This is a genomic window from Lacihabitans sp. CS3-21, from assembly GCF_024343675.1.
Taxonomy (GTDB): domain Bacteria; phylum Bacteroidota; class Bacteroidia; order Cytophagales; family Spirosomataceae; genus Leadbetterella.
This window is the reverse complement of the sequence record NZ_RJUD01000019.1, coordinates 33,148-52,006: the sequence shown is the minus strand read 5'-3', so window position 1 is coordinate 52,006 and position 18,859 is coordinate 33,148. Positions and strand designations below refer to the sequence as shown.

16 protein-coding genes are annotated in these 18,859 nt (G+C 38.2%); all 16 read right to left on the bottom strand.

Annotated elements, in window-relative coordinates; genetic code table 11:
- Positions 1 to 41 precede the first annotated feature (41 nt).
- The gene (locus EGI24_RS12125) at positions 42 to 959 is read right to left on the bottom strand and encodes a sugar ABC transporter substrate-binding protein (RefSeq protein ID WP_255048681.1); all 918 of its coding nucleotides are present in this window, start codon (positions 957 to 959) and stop codon (positions 42 to 44) included.
- A gap of 154 nt (positions 960 to 1,113) precedes the next feature.
- The gene (locus tag EGI24_RS12120) at positions 1,114 to 2,055 is read right to left on the bottom strand and encodes an ABC transporter permease (RefSeq protein ID WP_255048680.1); all 942 of its coding nucleotides are present in this window, start codon (positions 2,053 to 2,055) and stop codon (positions 1,114 to 1,116) included.
- Positions 2,042 to 3,535 carry a sugar ABC transporter ATP-binding protein gene (locus EGI24_RS12115; RefSeq protein ID WP_255048679.1) on the bottom strand — a complete coding sequence of 498 codons (1,494 nt, stop codon included), beginning with the start codon at positions 3,533 to 3,535 and terminating at the stop codon, positions 2,042 to 2,044. The genes EGI24_RS12120 and EGI24_RS12115 overlap by 14 nt, the downstream gene beginning before the upstream one ends.
- 10 nt (positions 3,536 to 3,545) lie before the next feature.
- The gene (locus EGI24_RS12110) at positions 3,546 to 3,965 is read right to left on the bottom strand and encodes a PIN domain-containing protein (protein ID WP_255048678.1); all 420 of its coding nucleotides are present in this window, start codon (positions 3,963 to 3,965) and stop codon (positions 3,546 to 3,548) included.
- Positions 3,955 to 4,191 carry a DUF6364 family protein gene (locus tag EGI24_RS12105; RefSeq protein WP_255048677.1) on the bottom strand — a complete coding sequence of 79 codons (237 nt, stop codon included), beginning with the start codon at positions 4,189 to 4,191 and terminating at the stop codon, positions 3,955 to 3,957. The genes EGI24_RS12110 and EGI24_RS12105 overlap by 11 nt, the downstream gene beginning before the upstream one ends.
- 194 nt (positions 4,192 to 4,385) lie before the next feature.
- The gene (locus EGI24_RS12100) at positions 4,386 to 5,552 is read right to left on the bottom strand and encodes a Gfo/Idh/MocA family protein (RefSeq protein WP_255048676.1); all 1,167 of its coding nucleotides are present in this window, start codon (positions 5,550 to 5,552) and stop codon (positions 4,386 to 4,388) included.
- A gap of 157 nt (positions 5,553 to 5,709) precedes the next feature.
- The gene (locus tag EGI24_RS12095; protein WP_255048675.1) at positions 5,710 to 6,741 is read right to left on the bottom strand and encodes a sugar phosphate isomerase/epimerase; all 1,032 of its coding nucleotides are present in this window, start codon (positions 6,739 to 6,741) and stop codon (positions 5,710 to 5,712) included.
- A 104-nt stretch (positions 6,742 to 6,845) separates the two neighbouring features.
- The gene (locus EGI24_RS12090; RefSeq protein WP_255048674.1) at positions 6,846 to 8,048 is read right to left on the bottom strand and encodes a hypothetical protein; all 1,203 of its coding nucleotides are present in this window, start codon (positions 8,046 to 8,048) and stop codon (positions 6,846 to 6,848) included.
- A 114-nt stretch (positions 8,049 to 8,162) separates the two neighbouring features.
- Positions 8,163 to 9,203: an aldose 1-epimerase family protein gene (locus tag EGI24_RS12085; protein ID WP_255048673.1), complete on the bottom strand. Its 1,041-nt coding sequence runs from the start codon at positions 9,201 to 9,203 to the stop codon at positions 8,163 to 8,165.
- Positions 9,204 to 9,228: 25 nt separating this feature from the next.
- Positions 9,229 to 10,038: an alpha/beta fold hydrolase gene (locus EGI24_RS12080; protein ID WP_255048672.1), complete on the bottom strand. Its 810-nt coding sequence runs from the start codon at positions 10,036 to 10,038 to the stop codon at positions 9,229 to 9,231.
- 2 nt (positions 10,039 to 10,040) lie between these two features.
- A complete protein-coding gene (locus EGI24_RS12075; protein ID WP_255048670.1) occupies positions 10,041 to 10,868 on the bottom strand; it encodes a sugar phosphate isomerase/epimerase in 828 nt (275 codons plus the stop codon).
- 97 nt (positions 10,869 to 10,965) lie between these two features.
- Positions 10,966 to 11,817, bottom strand: a complete 852-nt coding sequence (locus EGI24_RS12070; RefSeq protein ID WP_255048669.1) for a sugar phosphate isomerase/epimerase — start codon at positions 11,815 to 11,817, stop codon at positions 10,966 to 10,968.
- 60 nt (positions 11,818 to 11,877) lie between these two features.
- A complete protein-coding gene (locus tag EGI24_RS12065) occupies positions 11,878 to 12,648 on the bottom strand; it encodes a DUF1080 domain-containing protein (protein WP_255048668.1) in 771 nt (256 codons plus the stop codon).
- Positions 12,649 to 12,919: 271 nt separating this feature from the next.
- Positions 12,920 to 14,635 (bottom strand): sulfatase, encoded by a 1,716-nt coding sequence (locus EGI24_RS12060; RefSeq protein ID WP_255048666.1) that lies wholly within the window; start codon positions 14,633 to 14,635, stop codon positions 12,920 to 12,922.
- Entirely contained in the window at positions 14,636 to 16,093 is a 1,458-nt protein-coding gene (locus tag EGI24_RS12055) for a sulfatase (RefSeq protein WP_255048665.1), read from the bottom strand.
- A 69-nt stretch (positions 16,094 to 16,162) separates the two neighbouring features.
- A complete protein-coding gene (locus EGI24_RS12050; RefSeq protein ID WP_255048664.1) occupies positions 16,163 to 18,853 on the bottom strand; it encodes a c-type cytochrome in 2,691 nt (896 codons plus the stop codon).
- Positions 18,854 to 18,859: the final 6 nt, after the last annotated feature.

Here is an 18,859-nt window from a genome sequence, read left to right as displayed (position 1 = left end):
TTGTCAAATTCAAAAAAACCATGTTCTATCATCCAATATAATCACTTCAAATACCCCCCAACATTTTCCTTAGTCACCAATTCAAAAGGAATCAAAACTTCTTTTTCGAAAGGTTGTTTCTTAGCAATTTTTATGGCGGTTTCTATGGCTCCAGCTCCTTGCTGATTGGCGTTTTGGAATACCGTGGCATTTAGTTCTCCTTTTTGCACTGATTGAAGTGCATCTTTGATAGCATCCACACTTATTACCCATACTTTGTCTTTTAACCCAGCGGCTTGCAGAGCTTTTACTGCACCTAATCCCATTTCATCATTGTGGGCAAAAACAGCATTTATTTTGTCGCCATAAGACTGAATCCAGTTTTGCATCAAATCCATACTTTTGGCTCTGTCCCATTCACCTGTTTGCTGTGCAAGCATCTTGATACCTGGATATTGCTTCAAAACTTCCTTTGCTCCTTCCTCTCTTTGGAGTTGTGCAGCTTGTCCCATCAAACCATGTATCATCACCATATTTCCCTTACCGCCCAATTTGTCCGCAATATACTTCATGGCAATTCTTGCTGATTCTACATCATTTGAACCCACAAAAGCAGTTGGCGTAGCACTGGTGGCAGAATTGACATTGATAATCGGAATTTTGGCGGCCAAAGCTTTGGTCACTGCAGGTGAACTGGCCTCAAATTCTATGGGATTCATGATAATCACATCTACTTTTTGAGCAATAAAACTTTCAACTTGCTCGATTTGCTTTAAAGGAGAGCGTTCGGCATCTACAATTATCAATTCCGCTCCTAATTCATCAGCTTTCTTTTGCATTTCATCTGCAATATTCACGATGAATTCGTTTTGCATACTGAGCATGGTGGCTCCTATTTTAATCTTTTTTTCGTCTGATTTTTTGGAAGAATTGCAGGAGATAATTGAAATTGAAATTAGAACAAATAGTATTTTTTTCATTTGAATCATAAGGTTGAATTTGATTCAAATATAGTGGTTTTTGGAACACGGATTTCACGAATGAGACACAGATTTTTTTTCTGATTATTTAAAATATGGAATCGGTCCGGGCCGCCGGTGCGGTCAAATCCAAAAAATCCTTGTTCAATTAACCCTAAGAAGTAAGCCTTTTCTGATTCCAACTATCCAAAAGCACCGCACCAATGATAATAGCTCCCATAATAACTTGTTGATAATAAGAACTTACATTTAACAAATCTAGTCCATTGTTTATCACGCCAATCAACAATGCACCTATCAAAGTTCCGGCGATAGTGCCAGTTCCACCCGAGGTACTTGTACCACCTATAATGGCTGCTGCAATGGCATCCAACTCGAAGCCCGCACCTGCGTTGGGTTGACCAGTGGTTATTCTTGAAGTGAGTAATATTCCAGCCAAGCCAGCCAAAGTGCCACATAGTGCATACACGGCCATTTTGATTTTATTTACATTAATACCTGATGCCCAGGCTGCTTGCTCGTTGCCACCGATTGCGTAAACATATCTTCCGAAAACTGTATTTTTTAATAGTAAATAACTGATTATAAACACAATGACTAAAATTATTATTGGAAACGGAATACCAAAAATATCCCCTCCGCCAATAAAATTGAAAGAATCTGATAGGTTTGAAATAGGTCGGCCCTTACTCAAAATCAAAGCTAAACCACGACCGATGGTCATTATACCTAAAGTGACGATGAAAGGAGCAATTTTGCTTTTGGTGATGATGAGGCCATTGAGAAGTCCAAAAACTAAACCTGCCAAAAGCCCTCCAAAAATGGAAACAATCAAAGGTAAATCAGGCTGAGAAGCTAATAAAGCAGCCACAACACCAGCCACAGCAACGATTGACCCGACCGACAAATCAATGCCACCTGTAATGATAACAAACGTAACGCCAAAAGCCAAAAGGGCATTTATCGAAACTTGGGTAATGATAATGGTCCAATTGGATACCGTTAAGAATTGCGAACTGGTATAGCTCAAAAAGCAACAGATAAGCAAGAAAGCAAGGAAAATTCCATATTGTCGAAGGGCATTAATGAACGGCATATTGCATAATTTTTTCTTGTGAAGCTTCGGATTTTGACAAAATGGCCTTTTGTTTTCCTTTAGAAAGTACCAAAATTCGGTCGCAAAGACCTAATATCTCTGGCATTTCAGAGGAAATTAAAATTATGGCCAATCCTTTGGCTTTGAGGGTATTGATTAATTTATAAATTTCAAATTTGGCACCAACATCTATTCCTCGGGTAGGTTCATCGAAGATTATAATTTTGGGATTTGACATCAAGACTTTGCCTATCACTACTTTCTGTTGATTTCCTCCACTTAAATTAATTACTTTCTGACTAAAACCCGAGGCTTTTACTTTCAAACTATTATAAACTATTTGAGTGGAATTTATTTCCTCTTTTGTGTTTACAAAACCCATTTTTGAAAACACTTCGAGTGACGAAAGCGAGATATTGTCTTTAATGGTCATTTGGGGGATAAATCCTAAAGCTTTACGATCTTCACTAACGAAACCAATTCCAAGTTTAATGGCATCTGAAGGAGAATCTAATTGAGTTTCTACCCCTTCAATTTCTATCGTACCAGCATCAATTTTGTCGAGACCAGCAATCGCTCTCGCAATTTCTGATCGCCCTGCCCCTACCAAACCTGCAAGTCCTAAAACTTCACCCGCTTTTACTTCAAAATTGACATCTGAAAAAACGTTTTTTCTCCCTAAATTTTTTACAGAGATGATCGTTTGCCCAATTTCAATGTTGGAGGTTGGAAATAATTCAGCAATTTCCCGACCTACCATCAATTTTATCAAAATTTGGCTGTCCATTTCCTCAGCTTTCTTGGTTGAAATGAGTTTCCCATCTCTCAAAACTGTTATGGTATCCGAAATTTTAAATATTTCATCCATTTTGTGTGAAATATAAATTATCGCAACACCCTGATTTTTAAGACTTTCAATAATCCCAAAAAGTGTCACAACTTCAATTTCAGAAAGAGCCGAAGTTGGCTCGTCCATAATTATTACTTTGGCTCTATTGCTGATGGCTTTGGCTATTTCAACCATTTGGCGGTCAGCAATGCTTAAGTTTTTTACCTTTATTTTTGGAGAAATATTCAGTTTTAAATCTGCAAGTATCTGTTTTGACTTATGGTTTATTTCAGACGCATTTAACCAAGAAAACCTGTGGCTTTCTTTTCCCAAAAATATATTCTGAGCCACGCTTAATTCTGGCACCATCAATATTTCTTGGTGTATCATGGCAATGCCTTTTCCTAAAATAGCTTGAACAGAAAGTCTAGAAATAACTTCGCCTTCTAACAAAATCTCTCCTGCATCTGCCTGTAACAAACCCACCAAAATCTTCATCAAAGTAGACTTCCCAGCACCATTTTCGCCCATAAGTGCGTGTACTTTGCCTTTTTCTATCTTTAAAGACACATCTTCAAGCACTTTTATGCCTGAGAAGGATTTGGAGATATTATTTAAGGTTAGAATATTATTTTGGAGCACAGATGACACGGATTTACTTTTATTTTATATTCAAAAATTGTCCTGCCTGAACTAATTTAATTCCTTTTAAAGTACTATTCAAAAGTTTTTTGTCATTTGTGATGAAAAAATCCACCTTATTTTCTAATGCTAATTGAAATAAAATAACATCTTCAAGGTCTCCAAATTCCAAACTTAATGCTCTATCCAATATCATATTGCTACATGGTAATATTTGAATTCTCCTAGACATTTCTCCGAAAAACTCAGTCCTAAGATCTTTTGAAAGTAATTTTTGTAAAATATAATCCGTTGTTGTAACTATACTTTCTGAAAAAAAAGCCATTACTTCACCATTATCAATTAGTTTGAAAAGCAAAACGGCTTCTTTATGGCATTGTCGTTGATTATCAAGGAGATCCAAAATAATATTGGTATCTAGAAAAATCCTAGTAGCCATATTTACTCATTAAATGGTCTTCCTTTATTTTCTCCTCATCCAATATTTTACCGGAAAGAATTCCTGCGAATTTTTTACTTATATCTGAATCTTTAGTTCCAGTTTCAATTTCTTCTTTTAATAAGTTTTCAACCAATTTAGACACCGAAGTCTGCTTTTGGGCTGCATAAACTTTGATTTTAGAAACCAAAGTTTCGTCGATTGTTAAATTTAATTTTACTGTCATCTCAAGATGTTTATTCAAATATACGTATGTTTTTGAATAATACGTATAATATACCTAATACTTTTATAAAAAGGCTCATAATAAACACATAGTTCACATATCCTTAAACAATCTTTAAAAACACATAGGTACATAGAAAAGCTTACTATGCACCTATGTGACAATTCCTTATGTCTCTATGTGTTTATAAAAACTCACCACACATACTTCCCATCCACGTGCGTATCCTTCCAGCTTTTAGAATTTGCCGAATCTATCACCGCAGCACAAACTTTCTGTGTTTGAAGAGCCTCTTCAAAAGTTGGAGAGCATTTAGAGCCGTCTTCCAAGCTCTTTAAGAAATCAGCCACTTGATGCACAAAACTATGCTCCCAGCCTATTCCGCAGCCTGGTATCCACCAGTTTTTTATATATGGGTGGTCACCATCAGTGATATGTATCGACCTCCATCCTCTGAGATTACTCTCGTCACGGTGGTCAAAATATTCCAGACGGTTCATATCATGCAGGTCCCATTTCAAAGAAGCATCAGCCCCATTTACCTCAAAAGTATATAGAGCTTTGTGTCCGCGGGCATAGCGAGTAGACTCAAAAAGCCCAAGCGAACCGTTTTCAAAATGACAATGAAAAAGACAAGCATCGTCTATACCAACGGGTTCTACCTTACCAGTTAACTGATGCATACGTTGCTTCACAAAGGTCTCAGTCATGGCCGATACATCCGTTATGCCACCATTTAGCCACATAGCCGTATCAATACAGTGAGCCAAAAGATCGCCCGTAACCCCCGATCCAGCGGCTCCCACATCCATTCTCCAAAGACCCTCACCACCTTGTGGTAGATCCTCACTTATAGTCCAATCTTGCAAGAAATTCGCTCTGTAATGATAGATTTTACCCAATTTGCCAGAGTCAATAATATTTTTCGCAAGCGTTACAGCCGGTATTCTTCGATAATTGTACCAAACAGTAGTTTTTACGCCTGCCTTTTGAATTGCATCCACCATTTGTTGACCCTCTTCCAAGGTTCTAGCCAAAGGTTTTTCGCACAAAATCATCTTACCAGCAGCCGCACATGCCAGGGCGATCTCAAAATGAGAGTCATTAGGCGTGCAAATGTCCACTGCATCTATATCCTCACGTGCCACCAAAGCCTTCCAGTCAGTTTCATATGACTCAAAATTCCACTGGGCAGCAAAAGCCTTCACTTTCTCCTCATTTCTTGAGCACACCGCCACCAACTTGGGTTCATACTGCAATGCCGGAAAAAAATTATGTATCCTGTTGTAGCCATTGGCATGAGCCCTACCCATCAAACCAGTACCTACCAAACCTATTCTTAGTTGTTTTTTGTCAGCCATATCTTTAAATTTTTCAATTTTAAAATCAATTACATTTGGGCGTCCCCCGTCCCGATAGTTATCGGGAGGGTCGGGCTATCCGTTCCCGCTTTTTTTATGGGCTAAGGCCACATAAAAAAGAGCTCCACTTCTATCCGTCACGCATTCCAGACTATTCTTACTCTATCCAACCGTGTTGTTTTCTCACCTGAATCATAGCAGCCAGAATGTCGTTCCAAGTTTGTTGCTTGGTCATCACATCGTTGGCAAACATACAGCCATCCCAACAAATATGCTTGAAAGCTTTAGTCAATTCACCTGACTCATCTCTTAGCCAAAGACCAGCATCGTGTGCAATATCCAGTTTACCATTAGGATCTGTAGCCAGGCAGTGGCGACCAGTTTTATCATGCGAGCCAGTTCCGTGGACAGTTCCGTCGTTTTGTGCAACGTGAAAATCTATGGTCCAAGGACGTAGTGCTGCAGTTAATTTTTTTAGGCCTTCTAAAAATGTAGCTCTATCGCCCCACTGAAAATCATCAGGTAAAACTCTGTCTTCTGGGGCATTATAGCCCAATAAATACAGCGTGGTATGTGACATATCTGCCTGAAAACCAAGTAGTCCTGGCCTATCTACCATTTCCATGGTCTCGATTACTTTCTTCCAAGAGTGCATACCACCCCAACAGATTTCGCCTTCAGCGGCCAATCGCTCGCCATAGTCAGCTGCAACATCACAAGCTTCTCTCCAAGTCTGTGCTATCAATTTGGTATTTCCAGCAGGATCTTTCGCCCATGCTTCCGGACTAGAGGCTGAGTCAATCCTTACGATACCGTTTGGTCTAATGCCCATATTTCTGAGTTTCTGACCTATTTCGCAGGATTTTTTCACCATTTCTACGAAAGTTTTGCGTTCCTCAGCAGTTCCCATGGCTGGTCCACCCCAAATCGGAGCCACCAAACTTCCGATTTCCAATCCATGCTTTGAAACCTTGTCAGCTAATCTTTTCACGCCATCGTCTGATGTATCGAGGTCGTAATGCGGGTCAAAAAGGCCTAAATCAACACCATCGAATTTCACACCGTCCACCTCAGCAGCAGCGGTCATTTCGAGCATGGTATCAAGGGCTATGGCCGGCTCTGAATCGGGGCCTTTTCCAACTATGCCTGGCCAAGTGGCATTGTGGAGTTTAGGATAATTATTTTCCATTTATATTTTTTATTTAAGATTGTACTTTACTTTTTCTAAACCTATAAACTTGTTAAATTTGGTCTTGACACATTTTCAGGGCTGATCGTTGGCACCGACCTTACTCAAAATTTCTCCACCACCAAGTCGGGGTTTTTCGGCCCAAAATGCTTTAGAATCACAATTGGGTCAGTACTAGAAGGATTTGAAATTACAACGCCTTCTTTTGCAGTCTTTTCAGTAATGAAAAACTCATCGTTAGTTAACTGACCATATCGAATCAGTGCGGGTGTTTCGATGTCCCAAACGCCCATTTTGCCATGCCCTTGCATGACTATACAGCCATAAGCCGCTGAATCTTTTATAGTAACCGTTTGGCCAGGCAACACGGTCAATTCCTTTGCACTAAAATCTTCAGATTTGTAGCAAATCCAATTTTCTATATATCCTTCCGTTTCCATTTCTTCCAATGGTTTCACAGGCTTTGGCAACATGAAAAACTTCTCCACGATATTTGGATCAGTGTTCAGTTCCCAATCGATTACACTAACCAATTCATCATAATCACCGATTCTGTCTTCCGGCGTTCCTTTCCAAAGCAATTCTTCTGGCACAATAGCCTCATTTACAAGACTTTGATACATCGCAAATATATCAGAAGCTTTTTGTGGCTCATACGTACATAAGCTACCCGGTGCATGCAATACACCTGGTGGAACAAACCAACCAGTGCCTGGCTCAAGACGCTGTGCAGCCGAATAATTGGTGATTTTGTTATCGCCTTTGGTAAAGTTCATCAAGCACTCTTTTATCTGCTCTTTGGTAGTTCCTGGGGTTATTCCGAAAAAGGTATAAGGAAAATCTCCACCATGGTTGTTTAATTGTGGCGGAAAATAATAGGCTTCTGGTTTACCATTTTGACCAACCAATGCTGCCTTTTCGTCGTTGTGGTGAATATGGTGTGGCAGTGGCCCCATATTGTCAAAAAACTTGGAGTACATCGGCCACGCTTTGTACTCATTCCAAAGTCGCTCACCAATAATTTCGGAACCCACTTCGTCGATGGCATCTTTGAGTGATATTTTTTCATTATCGTGCACAATCATACTCAAGCCTTCATTCTCGCCAGTAAGAGGACCGTTTTCTGCAGGAGTGGTGGAAGAAAGCCAACGTTCGTCAATACCTCCTCTTACACCTCCAAGCACATAATAATCGTCAGGATGGAGTTTGATTCTTCGGCCGGGTACACAGAAAGAACGCGGTACCCATGTTGGGGCTAATCTCAATATTCCTTGGCCTTGTTCTAGGGCTTTTTTTATATTACTCATGGTTGAATTTTTGTTTAAATATATATTTTTTTAAGGATTGAATATTTGTTTTTTTTATATAATTTCTATGTTTTGTTCTTTTCTTTATATTGGGTGCTATGCCTTAGCGTACCTTCATTGTTTTTCGTCAATTGTAACTTTCAAAGACACTTCAATTTTTTTTGATTCTTTTGGTTTTAGGAAAATCAGTTCTTGGTTTTCTCTGGCCTGTTTTTGACCTATTGGCCAGTTGGTTCCTGGTTCTAAACCTGTTACATACTCACCTTCACCGAAATGCTGCCAGTTGGCAAGGGTCGGTAATTGAGTTTTGTCGAATTCCATTTCGATTCCAAAGTTCAGTTTTGGATTAAATAAACCACATCTACATTTTCCATTTTCATCGGCTTTCGGGGTTATCAAAGCCACTTCTTCCCCACCTCCACTGTGGCTTTCTAGCGGTGCCGGACAGGTTTTGAAGTCGTTTTCTTCTTTGAATATTTTGGCGTAATCTCCCCCAAATCTTGGTTTCCACTCACCTTCCCAAATGATTTTTGTGCCTTCTTGCACCAAGGGATATCCAAAGTTGAAATGATACAACAGCATTAAAGGTGTTTCGGTATTACCACGATTGATCACTTCATCTTCAATTTTTATGTCTGCCGAACCCAATTGACATGAAATCTTCCTTCTTAATTCCAGATTTGGGCCGAAAATCTTAGATTCTTTAATGACACCTGTAATGCTCATTTCTAATTGTCCACAAGCAGGATCGGGCTGAATTATAGATTCAATTTGTGCTGGTAAATTGCTGATATTTCCATGAATTCCTCTTTCGCCAAATTCATCAGATTCTGGTCCGCCAACATGTTGAAGACCGCAAGTCGTCAATAAGCCGCCACCGAAAGTTCTCAACCAATTTATGCCAATATCTGACAAAGTTTGTGGTGCTGGAATACCTCCATGACTCAGCCATGTAAGACAATGTTGGTTATAAAACGCTTCTCCAATGTCCATGCCTCTATCAAAATTCACTTTGAATCGTAAACCCGAACCTGTATTTATCCAAGCAACTCTGTTTCCTCTTCCAACGCCATTGTCTAGAATGGACGTTTCTATTCCGCCTATTTGGTGGTGGTTGTTGATATATTTGTCGTTATATTGGAACACAGATGACACTTATTTTACGGATTAACACTGATTTTCAATTATTTAATAACCAATTCCTTACCCTCATATTAAAATCTTCCAAGTGCTCAAAATGGAAAATATGACCTGCTTTTTCATATAAAAAAAGTTCGGCATTTGGTAGGGCATGAGTAACTTCTTTGGCCATCCATACAGGCGTGAAAATATCCTCTCTACCACCAATGACTAATGTTTTCTGAGTAATATTATGCAAATCTGCCAATGCATTGTGATTAATACAAGCATGTGCCTGACCCACCAAACCATGAAATGGCTGAGGATTTGGGTCAAGATGGGCATTTTTTCTTCCTTCTGCCAATTCAGCTGCCACTTTTTCATCATCCCAAGATGCTTTAGAATAAATCAAAAGCTGAATATACCTCGTAAATTCTTCTGGATTTAAATGTGCTTTGCAGGCCATAATATGCTGAAAAATCCCTTTGGCAGCATTATCACATCTAGCCCACGGACACATCAATACTAATGAATCCACTTTTTCTGAGTGTCGAATAGCCAATTTTTGGGCTATGGTGCTTCCCATCGAACAGCCAATAACTTTTACTTTTTTGATTCCTAAATTATCTAAAAGTCCAGCATAATCATCCGCCATTTGGTCAGTAGTATAAGCTCCAGCTGGTTTATCAGAAAGTCCAACTCCTCTATTGTCACCTACAATACACCTGAAATGCTTCTCAAACTCTTCCAAATGCGGCTCCCAAACTGATCCAGGGGCAGTTATACCCATTATGAGGAGTAAAGGTTCGGCTGACAAATTGCCCCGTTCCTCATAATACATTTTTATCCCGTTAGTTTCTATTAAAGGCATACTTATTTCAAAGCTGGAATTAAGTCATTTTTAATCCAATTACCGTCATGTAGTGTCACGTAGTCAGGATCTTCTAATGCCTCAGGACCTTCGTCTTCACAAATAATCCAACCGCTATAATTGATTTCCTTCAGCCATTGGGTAATACCTACCAAGTCCACTTTTCCATTGCCCATGATGGTCCACTCAGGTGTACCATTCCAATCTTTGTAATGAACATGATTGATCAGGTGTTGGTACTCTTTCATTTTGGTCAAAGGGTCCATGCCACCATTGATGATATGACCAACATCTGGCGTCCATCCGGTTACTTTTTCGTTGAGGCCTTCCAAAACGATTTTGTAGTCTTCGGCAGTACGAATAATGGAACTGTGCGGCGAGTTTGGATGATAGCTACATGCAATTCCTTTATCATGAGCTCTTTGCGAAACAGAATTTACGATATTTACTAATGATTTTTGTCTTGCTTCTAAATCATGTCTTCCAGTTGGTATTTGCACTGTGTTTAAAACAGCCTTTGGGAAATGCTCTAACAGGGCAATGGCATTGTCAGAAATTGTTCTTTCCTCGGCGGTCTCTTCTTTACCATTCCACTCTTGTGCTAAGGCCAAAGCAGCCAGTTCAATGCCGTTTTCCTGAAGTTTTGCCACCAAAAGTCCTGGGTCTACCAAATCCCCCATCCAAGTAAAAATGGGTTGAATGCCTGTAAATCCAGCTTTGGCGATGACTTCTATCATGTGGCCCAATTGGCCTTTGTGGGTTTCGCCATTGCCGGCCATATACCAAGTGTACACTTCTGAGCCGAATCGGAAGGGGATATTATTTTTCATTTTAAATTGATTTTAAATTGATTTTAAATTGGAACACAGATGACACGGATTGAACTGATTTACACTGATTTTAAAAGAAAATTATTCAAAATGAGGACTATAATTGGTGCTTTTCACACATCATTTTTATGAATTTATAACCATTTTCTGCAATATCCCACGGAGCATTGTATTCTCTCCAAACGCCTATGGCATTTGCAAAATCCGGGTCGTTTCTTGAAAATGCTTCTATAGTCAAATAGCCAGAATAGTCTATTTTTTTCAAAGTAGAAAAAGTATCATCAAATTGGATATGGCCTTCCCCAGGTGTCCCACGGTCGTTTTCACTGATATGTACATGGTGCAAAAATGGAGCGATGGTCTCAATAGCAGTGGCAAACTTTTTCTCCTCCATGTTGGCATGGTGCGTATCAAACATAGCACGAACATTTGGGTGATTGGTTTCATTTAGTAGCCTTGCCAACTGCTCCATGGTATTGCAGAGGTAGCATTCGAAGCGATTTAAGGCTTCAGGGCCTAAAACAATCCCCGCTTTTTGAGCATAATCTCCTGCCTGATAAAGCACCTCGGCTGCACGTTTATACTCTTCATCTAGAGCCGGGTGGGCTTCAAAATGATTGTGTGCAGAATGAATTGGACCACAAAGTAAAGTTCCACCCAAATCATGGGTCCTATCAATGGCAATTTTGATGGCGTCGAGAGCAGCAGCTCTGATGGAGGCGGAAGCATTGATGGGATTGGTGTCTTTCCCAACAACTGTCACCGTAGTAACATCCAATCCAAGTTCTTTGGCATGTTGACCCACTTTCATGCAGTTAATAGACGCTGCACCACCCACAAAAAACTCTACGCCATCGTAGCCTATTTTCTTTAATTTATCGAGTGTGGGAAACAATTCCTCCGTAACATTGGCCGTCCAAGCCAATACATTAAATCCAATTTTAACCATTATTTAGCTTTCAGCTCATAGCTATTAGCTTTTAGCTCATAACCAAAGCTCTTTTAAGTTCTACAAATTTTTAATTCTAATATTTCTATACTGTACTTTCATGGGTGGGCCTACATGCACTTGCACGCCCAAAAGACCTTTTGATTTGCCATTAACTGTATCATTATCCGTAACGTCGCTCATCAAAACACCGTTGACATAGTGTTGTAAGCGATTTCCTTTAGCTACCAACCTGATTTCGTTCCAATCTTCAGCTTTGATTTTGGCCTTTAGTCCTTCATTTTCGCCTAATGAGCCGGTTACTTTTAGTTCAGTCCACGCATTTTTTGCCACTTTGGCTCGTACTTGTTCAGGGGACATATGGGCACTTTGAGCATTTATTTCAGTTATTTGTCCACGATATGCCAAAGTGGTACGACCTCTTTCCTCATAATTCTGCCCAGTATATCTATTTGCTCCGTCAATGTCGGCTTGATAACCTTTCAATGCATTTGGCACATCTGGAAATATTACGCTACGATAATTTATGCCAGAATTGCCTTTCTCAGTGATATTAAACTCTGCTTTTAATTCAAAATCAGCTGGTTCGCCTCCTTGCCATGTCAAAAAAGAATTGGTTTTTAAAAGTGTTTCTGGGGTGATTTCTCCTACAATAGAGCCATTTTCGACTCTCCAATATTTGGTATCACCAGACCAGCCTTTTAGGCTTTTACCATCAAAAATAGACTTGAATCCTTTTTCAGATTCAGAAGAAGTTTGAGAAGTTTTACAACTTATTGCGAAGGTAAACAAAAGAAGTATTGCAGGAAGAAATCCTTTAAAATTGAGCATTTTTTTGTTTTTTTAAGGTTGAATAATTCAAAAAAAATAATACTTCTTTATTCCAAATTTTCAAAAGCTAAATATAAATATAGATTTTCAAAAAAGTAATTATAATATTATTTTATGTAAACTAAATTATAAAAAAAGCAATAACTGTCCTTCACTCTCCTTTATATCATAACAATAATAAATATTTAGCGATTGTGCGATTGAAATACTTTATATCAATATAATTCTTTCTCAAAGAATATTTGACAAGGAACATTTTAGGTTTAATTCGTTAATAAGAAATTATGGTTTTAGACTCTGAATATTCCCCCGTTCGATTTAATTCATCCCAAATCCTTACTTTCCAAAAAATGGTTTGCCCTTTTTTTAATGTTATATTTTCAGGCAGATTTACATTGGAAGAGGCAGACTTAATTTGCAAAGAGTTCCATATATCGCCTATGTTTTGATCTAGTTTTGACTTGGAAGAAGAGACTATTAATTGATAAGAAGTTTGGGATTTCGTTTTTTTAGAAATATCCCAGCTAAACTTACATGATTTTTCAAATTTGGATTTTAAATCCGTACATCCCCCCAAAAACGGGTCTTGAAATTTATTTATTAAATTCGCAGTCTCCTTTTTTAATTGATTCAAAACCAACCGATACTTAGGGTTTTTGGCTAAATTATATATCTCCAATGGATCAGTTTTTAAATTATACAATTCTTCCCAGGACATATCATTCACATATCTAAAATACTTCCAATCCTTAGTTCTGACACCTTCACTTGGAGGAATATTTTCAAACTCCCAAAGATGTTCTATTAAAACTGTATCTCGCCGAAGGTGGGATATTTGTTTGTCAATGAGCGGAACTAAACTTTTACCTTGATAAATGTTTGGTCGTTTTATTTGAGCCATATGCAGAATTGTGGCTGGGATATCAATATTTAATGCCATCTCATTGATTTCTTGATGGACTTTATTCCTTGGGTCGAATATAATTAAAGGTACCCTGATGGACTTATCATACAATAACCATTTGTCGGCTAATTGTCTTTCCCCTAAAAAATAGCCATTATCTCCCATTACTATAATAACCGTATTTTTTTCAAGCCCTTTCTTCTTCAATTCAGCACGAATCTTGGTAATTTCTAGGTCTACACCAGCAATCATCCTATAATAACCTTTCACCATTTGTTGATATTTGGCAGGTTCGTCAAATCGCCAAGTCCACCGAAGACGACTAAAACCATTTTTTACTTCTTTGGGTTGTGCCATAAAAAACTTATCCTCAGCCAATAAAGGGGGTTCAATTTTCTGGTTTTCAAGCCAATGAGAAGTTTGTTCATCATAAAAATATTGATCAGGAGCGTTGTCATGTGCATGAGGAGCTGAAAAACTAAGTGATAAGCAAAACGGTTTGTCCATAGGTGCATTTTCTATAAACTCTATGGCTTTTTGGCCCGTATAGCGTGTCAAATGAACAGTATCAGTACCTATTGTTTTGAAAAAATAGCCTCGCTTATCTGGATACTTTCCATTCCTATCATAGTCTTCATGTACATCGAACAATTCGTCAAGCTTTTTGTAATTTACTCCAAATTTGCCATAAAACCCAGTAAAATAGCCTGCATTTTTTAAAATTTTAGGGTAGGCGTTTTCCATGTATTCTTGCTTAATATCGCCAGTTTGAAAGGTATAACGATGGCTTCTTTCATGCATTGAACTCAAAATACTTGCTCTACTAGCAGCACAAATAGGCGTAGTAACCAACGCGTTTTTAAAGTAAGTTCCTCCTTTTGCAAGTTTATCCATTTCTGGCGTAAAGGCATATTTATTTCCCGCATAGCCAAGTGCATCGGCACGATGGTCATCTGTGAGAATAAAGATGATATTTGGCTTTAAAATATCTCCCGCTTTTTTAGCTTTGAAAGAAAAACCTAATGCTATTGAAACAAAAATAAGTAAAGGATAAAGGCCTAAGTAAAATTTAGTTTTTATCATCTATTCGACTATTGGTTTACCTTCATAATTAATTTTTAAATAAGGTACAGTTTCAGTATTGTCTACAATATATTTCCACTTTTTTATATATTCCATACCAGGTTCAAATTTATCATTTCTCTTTCGTAATTCTGATTTCAATCTTTCTTCCATATCATTTTGAAGAATTGCAAATTCAGGCTTTCCAATAAGGTTATTCATTTGAAATGGATCTTTTTCGTTATCAAAAAGCAACCAAGGACCATTTAAATCTCTTGTATAAGTATATTTTCCTGTGTAAACGCCACGGTATTCCTTACCTCCTCTTTGTCTATCCCATTGCCCAAATGGCTGATAACAAGCAATTAGCGTTTGTAAGACTTTGTCTTTTTTTGTTCCTTTCATTTCTCCAGAAAAATCTAATCCTTCAACAGAATTTGGAATTTTGATTTTGGCAAGTCCTAATAGGGTGGGCATTATATCTGGTGAATTCAGTAATGTAGAGCGGGTTTTTGGTTTTTTCCCAAACAATTTTGGATAATGAATTAGAAATGGTACGCGTAAACTTTCCTCATAAGGTTGCTGTTTGTTCCAAGCACCGTGAGCTCCTAAAAGATCTCCGTGATCAGATGAAAATACAATTATTGTGTTCTCATCGATTCCTAAATCTTTCAAAGTTTCCCACATTTTCCCTATGCTTTCATCTATGGCGGCTATATGAGAATAATATCCAATCAAATCCTTTTTTACTTTTTCTAATTTATCAGCAGGCACATTGGGGTTAATAATTAATTCTTTGTTTTGATACAACTTCCTATACTTTTCGGGTGCTGTTTGATAAGGATCATGAGGACTACCGATAGAAATGAACATCAAAAACGGATTAGGTTGATTTGCTTGACTTTTCATATAACTGATTACATCCTCTGTTTGAGCCACCACATCATATCCTTTCCAAATCATTTTTTTCTTTGAATCTCCCACATAATAAGCCGAATTGTTATAGTCATGTGAGCATTCCAATGCTTTCCAATACTGGAACCCTTGTTGGCGAGTGGGAGGAATAAAGCTATTTCTACCATGCCCGTCTAAATGCCATTTACCCACATATCCAGTATTATAGCCTGCTTTTGAAAATACTTTTGCCATAGTTATGGCATTGGTGTCTAACAAAACATCATTCATAAACATACCGTTGGATAGTGGATATTGGCCAGTCATTAATGAGGCTCGATGTGGTGTACAAACTGGTGTTCCAGAAATGGCATTTTTTAGATTTATGCTTTCCGACGCCAATTTATCTAAATTGGGCGTAATGGCATTTTTGTCGCCTGCGTACCCAGTTGCTTGAGCTCGCCATTGATCAACTAAAATGTAAAGTATATTGGGCTTTTTGGTTTCTTGACCAAAAATTTGTGATGTGTGTATTCCCAAAAAAACAAATATTATAAAAATAATTAATTTGTTCCTATGCTTCATTTTTTTGAAGATTAAAAAAGGCTATATCTATGAAATATAGATATAGCCAGATTTTATTTTAAATGATATTTATTTCTGTACTTGAGCCTTAAACATCGGATTTTTAGGATTTCCAGCTGAAATCAAATAAGCCATCAAATCTTTGAATTCCTCTTCGTTGAGGCTATTTATTAAACCTTGGAACATCATTGAAACATTGGATGTTTTGGTTGAGCTTACGTTCTTTTTCAATACTTTTTCCAATGCGTCAGGGGCATAAGGATTCTGAGAAACATAGTAAGCCAACTTATCTTCATTTACCAATCTACCAACAATCGAAGTACCATTTTTTAAAGAAAATTGCGTAGCTGCATACTGATCTGATATGGTTTTATCCGGATCAACAATGGCTTCCAAAATATCTTTTGGCGAAAAACGCGTACCAATTTGAGTCAAATCTGGTCCTGCTGCTCCACCTTCACCTCTCATAGTATGACATCCTTTACAGGTTGTTGCAGAAAACATCGCTTTACCTTGTTCAAAGTCTCTATCTGTTAATCCTTTTTCTAAAACAGGAGTGCCAGATTGAAGTGTCCATCTTCTACCAGGGCCTTTTGGATATGCAGACGAAACCAAATTGTTTCCATTTGAACTTAATAATTCGGCTCCTGAAAGTTTATCAAAATAGGCTCTTTTGTCTTCTGGAACATTCTTGAGAGCCAATTTCCTCGATCTATCAATAAATCCAACGTAACTATTTCCACCTTTAAATGTGAAGGCATTGTTAAACCATTTAAAATAGGTTTCTCTTTCCGCATTTGTCCAACCTTTTTTGGCCATAGTCAGAACGTTTGCGTAATAGGTTTGCTGCATTGGAGGCAAATTGGCTAAGGTATTTGCGATATCACCTCCATATTGTGTACTTCTACCAATCAAATCATTTGAATTTGTTGCTGTTTTGAGCATATTGTCAGTGGCACCTGGCTCATCCTTCAATTTCATTAATGCCATCGTTTTTTGAATGGCACCAGGGGCATCCAGATACAATAGGTTTTTGCTCAACATTCGGTTAAGCTCAGCCGTATTACCTGGGTAGTTTGGATTCATGTAGGCAATGATTTTTGTTTTATTGGCTTCAGTTGGCATTCCCATTCTTAAAAATGACAATTCAAAAGCTCTTAATACATCAATCTTTTGAGATTCTGATAAGGTTTTATAGTTGATTTTCAATAAAGCATTGATTATCTCATTTTGTTTGTCACCTTTACCCATTCTGATTAAAGAAATCAATGACTGCGTTGAAGCCACTGGATCTTTCTCTGCCAAAGCCAAGTCTTGCCATTGAGATACAGGCTGGTGTTCCAACGCCAATCTTGCAGCGTAACGAATAAACCTATCTGTACTTTTTAGATGAGGCCAAGCAGTTTTTACAGCATCAGCATTTGGCCCACCTGTGTGAAATTTTTCCAAGTTACGACGTAAAGCATTGGCCTCATTTATAGGTGTAACAGCTATTGGGGCTGTAGATTCGCTTCCAACATAGGTAACTCTATATAAGTCTGACTCCAACCTTCTTCCGCCGGTCATAAAATAAATAGACCCATCAGGACCCACTACTCCATCGGTTAAAGGAAGCGGTAATCCAGAAAGGAACTCAGTGCGTTCGGCTGTATAAGTTGAGCCAGAAGGTTTAAGATGAATGGCATGCATGATACCAAAACTCCAATCAAAAGCAAGTAGCGTTCTTTGGTATTTTGCAGGTACTTTTGCATTTTTCAAGTGGATTAAATTCGTAGGCGAACCTTGTCCGATATTGATAACAGGTGGAAGGTTATCGGGATATGTTTGTGACCATTTGCTATTACCAGTTCTCCAACCAAATTCAGCACCAGACGTAGAATGAGAAACTCTGGTAGGTCTATACCAAGGTGTACCAAAATCCCACTCCATGTCGGCATCATATACAAATAAATCACCTACTTCGTTGTAGTCAAAATCAAAAGCGTTTCTATATCCAGCGTTTAATAATTCCCAATGTTTACCTTCAGGGTCAAGCTGAGCAACCCAACCTCCTGGTGCCATACGGTCATTTGCATGACCGCGAGGATCCTTAATTAATGGAAAAAGCTGATCTTCTTGCCAGTTGTTAGGTAAACGGTAATGGTCCATTGGAGGTACATCGGTATGGTTACCAGAAATTACAACCAGAGATTTTCCATCAGGCGAAAGTTTGATACTATGAGGACCATGCTCACCATCTCCGTCCATTGGTTTCATGAAAGTCACTTTCTCAAATTGGTCGTCGCCATCCATATCTTGCAGGCGATATAGGCCACTTTGCCTTGTAAAAGATTTATTATTTTTGCTATTGTTTACCATCACATAAAGACTATTGAAAGCATATAATAGTCCCTGAGAATAGCCCATTCCCATGGTGTCTGCACCTATTCCTGTGCCAATTTTAAGATTCTCCACTTCTGGTGTTAAAGAAGACGAACCAATAGCAGGAATTTTTAACCTGTAAAGCTTTCCATACTGATCAGATGTAATCAATCGGCCCTTGTCATCAAAAGCCATGGCTACCCATGAGCCCTGATTATTTGCCGAAGGGCTATAGATATGTTCAGCTGCAAATCCTTCAGATAATCTCAATTTCTTGATTTTGGGATTATCTTCAATGGCGTGTTTTGAAAAAGGATTTTTAGTTATAGTAAATGAAGCAGCTCCAATGGCAGCAATAATTGCCAAGAAGAGCGTTAATTTTTTAAGGTTGAATAACATGATGTT

Excerpts from the sequence above, each read along its gene's own strand:
- EGI24_RS12125 (WP_255048681.1), bottom strand. The coding sequence starts at position 959 with ATGAAAAAAATACTATTTGTTCTAATTTCAATTTCAATTATCTCCTGC.
- EGI24_RS12120 (WP_255048680.1), bottom strand. The coding sequence starts at position 2,055 with ATGCCGTTCATTAATGCCCTTCGACAATATGGAATTTTCCTTGCTTTC.
- EGI24_RS12110 (WP_255048678.1), bottom strand. The coding sequence starts at position 3,965 with ATGGCTACTAGGATTTTTCTAGATACCAATATTATTTTGGATCTCCTT.
- EGI24_RS12105 (WP_255048677.1), bottom strand. The coding sequence starts at position 4,191 with ATGACAGTAAAATTAAATTTAACAATCGACGAAACTTTGGTTTCTAAA.
- EGI24_RS12100 (WP_255048676.1), bottom strand. The coding sequence starts at position 5,552 with ATGGCTGACAAAAAACAACTAAGAATAGGTTTGGTAGGTACTGGTTTG.
- EGI24_RS12095 (WP_255048675.1), bottom strand. The coding sequence starts at position 6,741 with ATGGAAAATAATTATCCTAAACTCCACAATGCCACTTGGCCAGGCATA.
- EGI24_RS12090 (WP_255048674.1), bottom strand. The coding sequence starts at position 8,048 with ATGAGTAATATAAAAAAAGCCCTAGAACAAGGCCAAGGAATATTGAGA.
- EGI24_RS12080 (WP_255048672.1), bottom strand. The coding sequence starts at position 10,038 with ATGCCTTTAATAGAAACTAACGGGATAAAAATGTATTATGAGGAACGG.
- EGI24_RS12075 (WP_255048670.1), bottom strand. The coding sequence starts at position 10,868 with ATGAAAAATAATATCCCCTTCCGATTCGGCTCAGAAGTGTACACTTGG.
- EGI24_RS12070 (WP_255048669.1), bottom strand. The coding sequence starts at position 11,817 with ATGGTTAAAATTGGATTTAATGTATTGGCTTGGACGGCCAATGTTACG.
- EGI24_RS12065 (WP_255048668.1), bottom strand. The coding sequence starts at position 12,648 with ATGCTCAATTTTAAAGGATTTCTTCCTGCAATACTTCTTTTGTTTACC.
- EGI24_RS12060 (WP_255048666.1), bottom strand. The coding sequence starts at position 14,635 with ATGATAAAAACTAAATTTTACTTAGGCCTTTATCCTTTACTTATTTTT.
- EGI24_RS12055 (WP_255048665.1), bottom strand. The coding sequence starts at position 16,093 with ATGAAGCATAGGAACAAATTAATTATTTTTATAATATTTGTTTTTTTG.
- EGI24_RS12050 (WP_255048664.1), bottom strand. The coding sequence starts at position 18,853 with ATGTTATTCAACCTTAAAAAATTAACGCTCTTCTTGGCAATTATTGCT.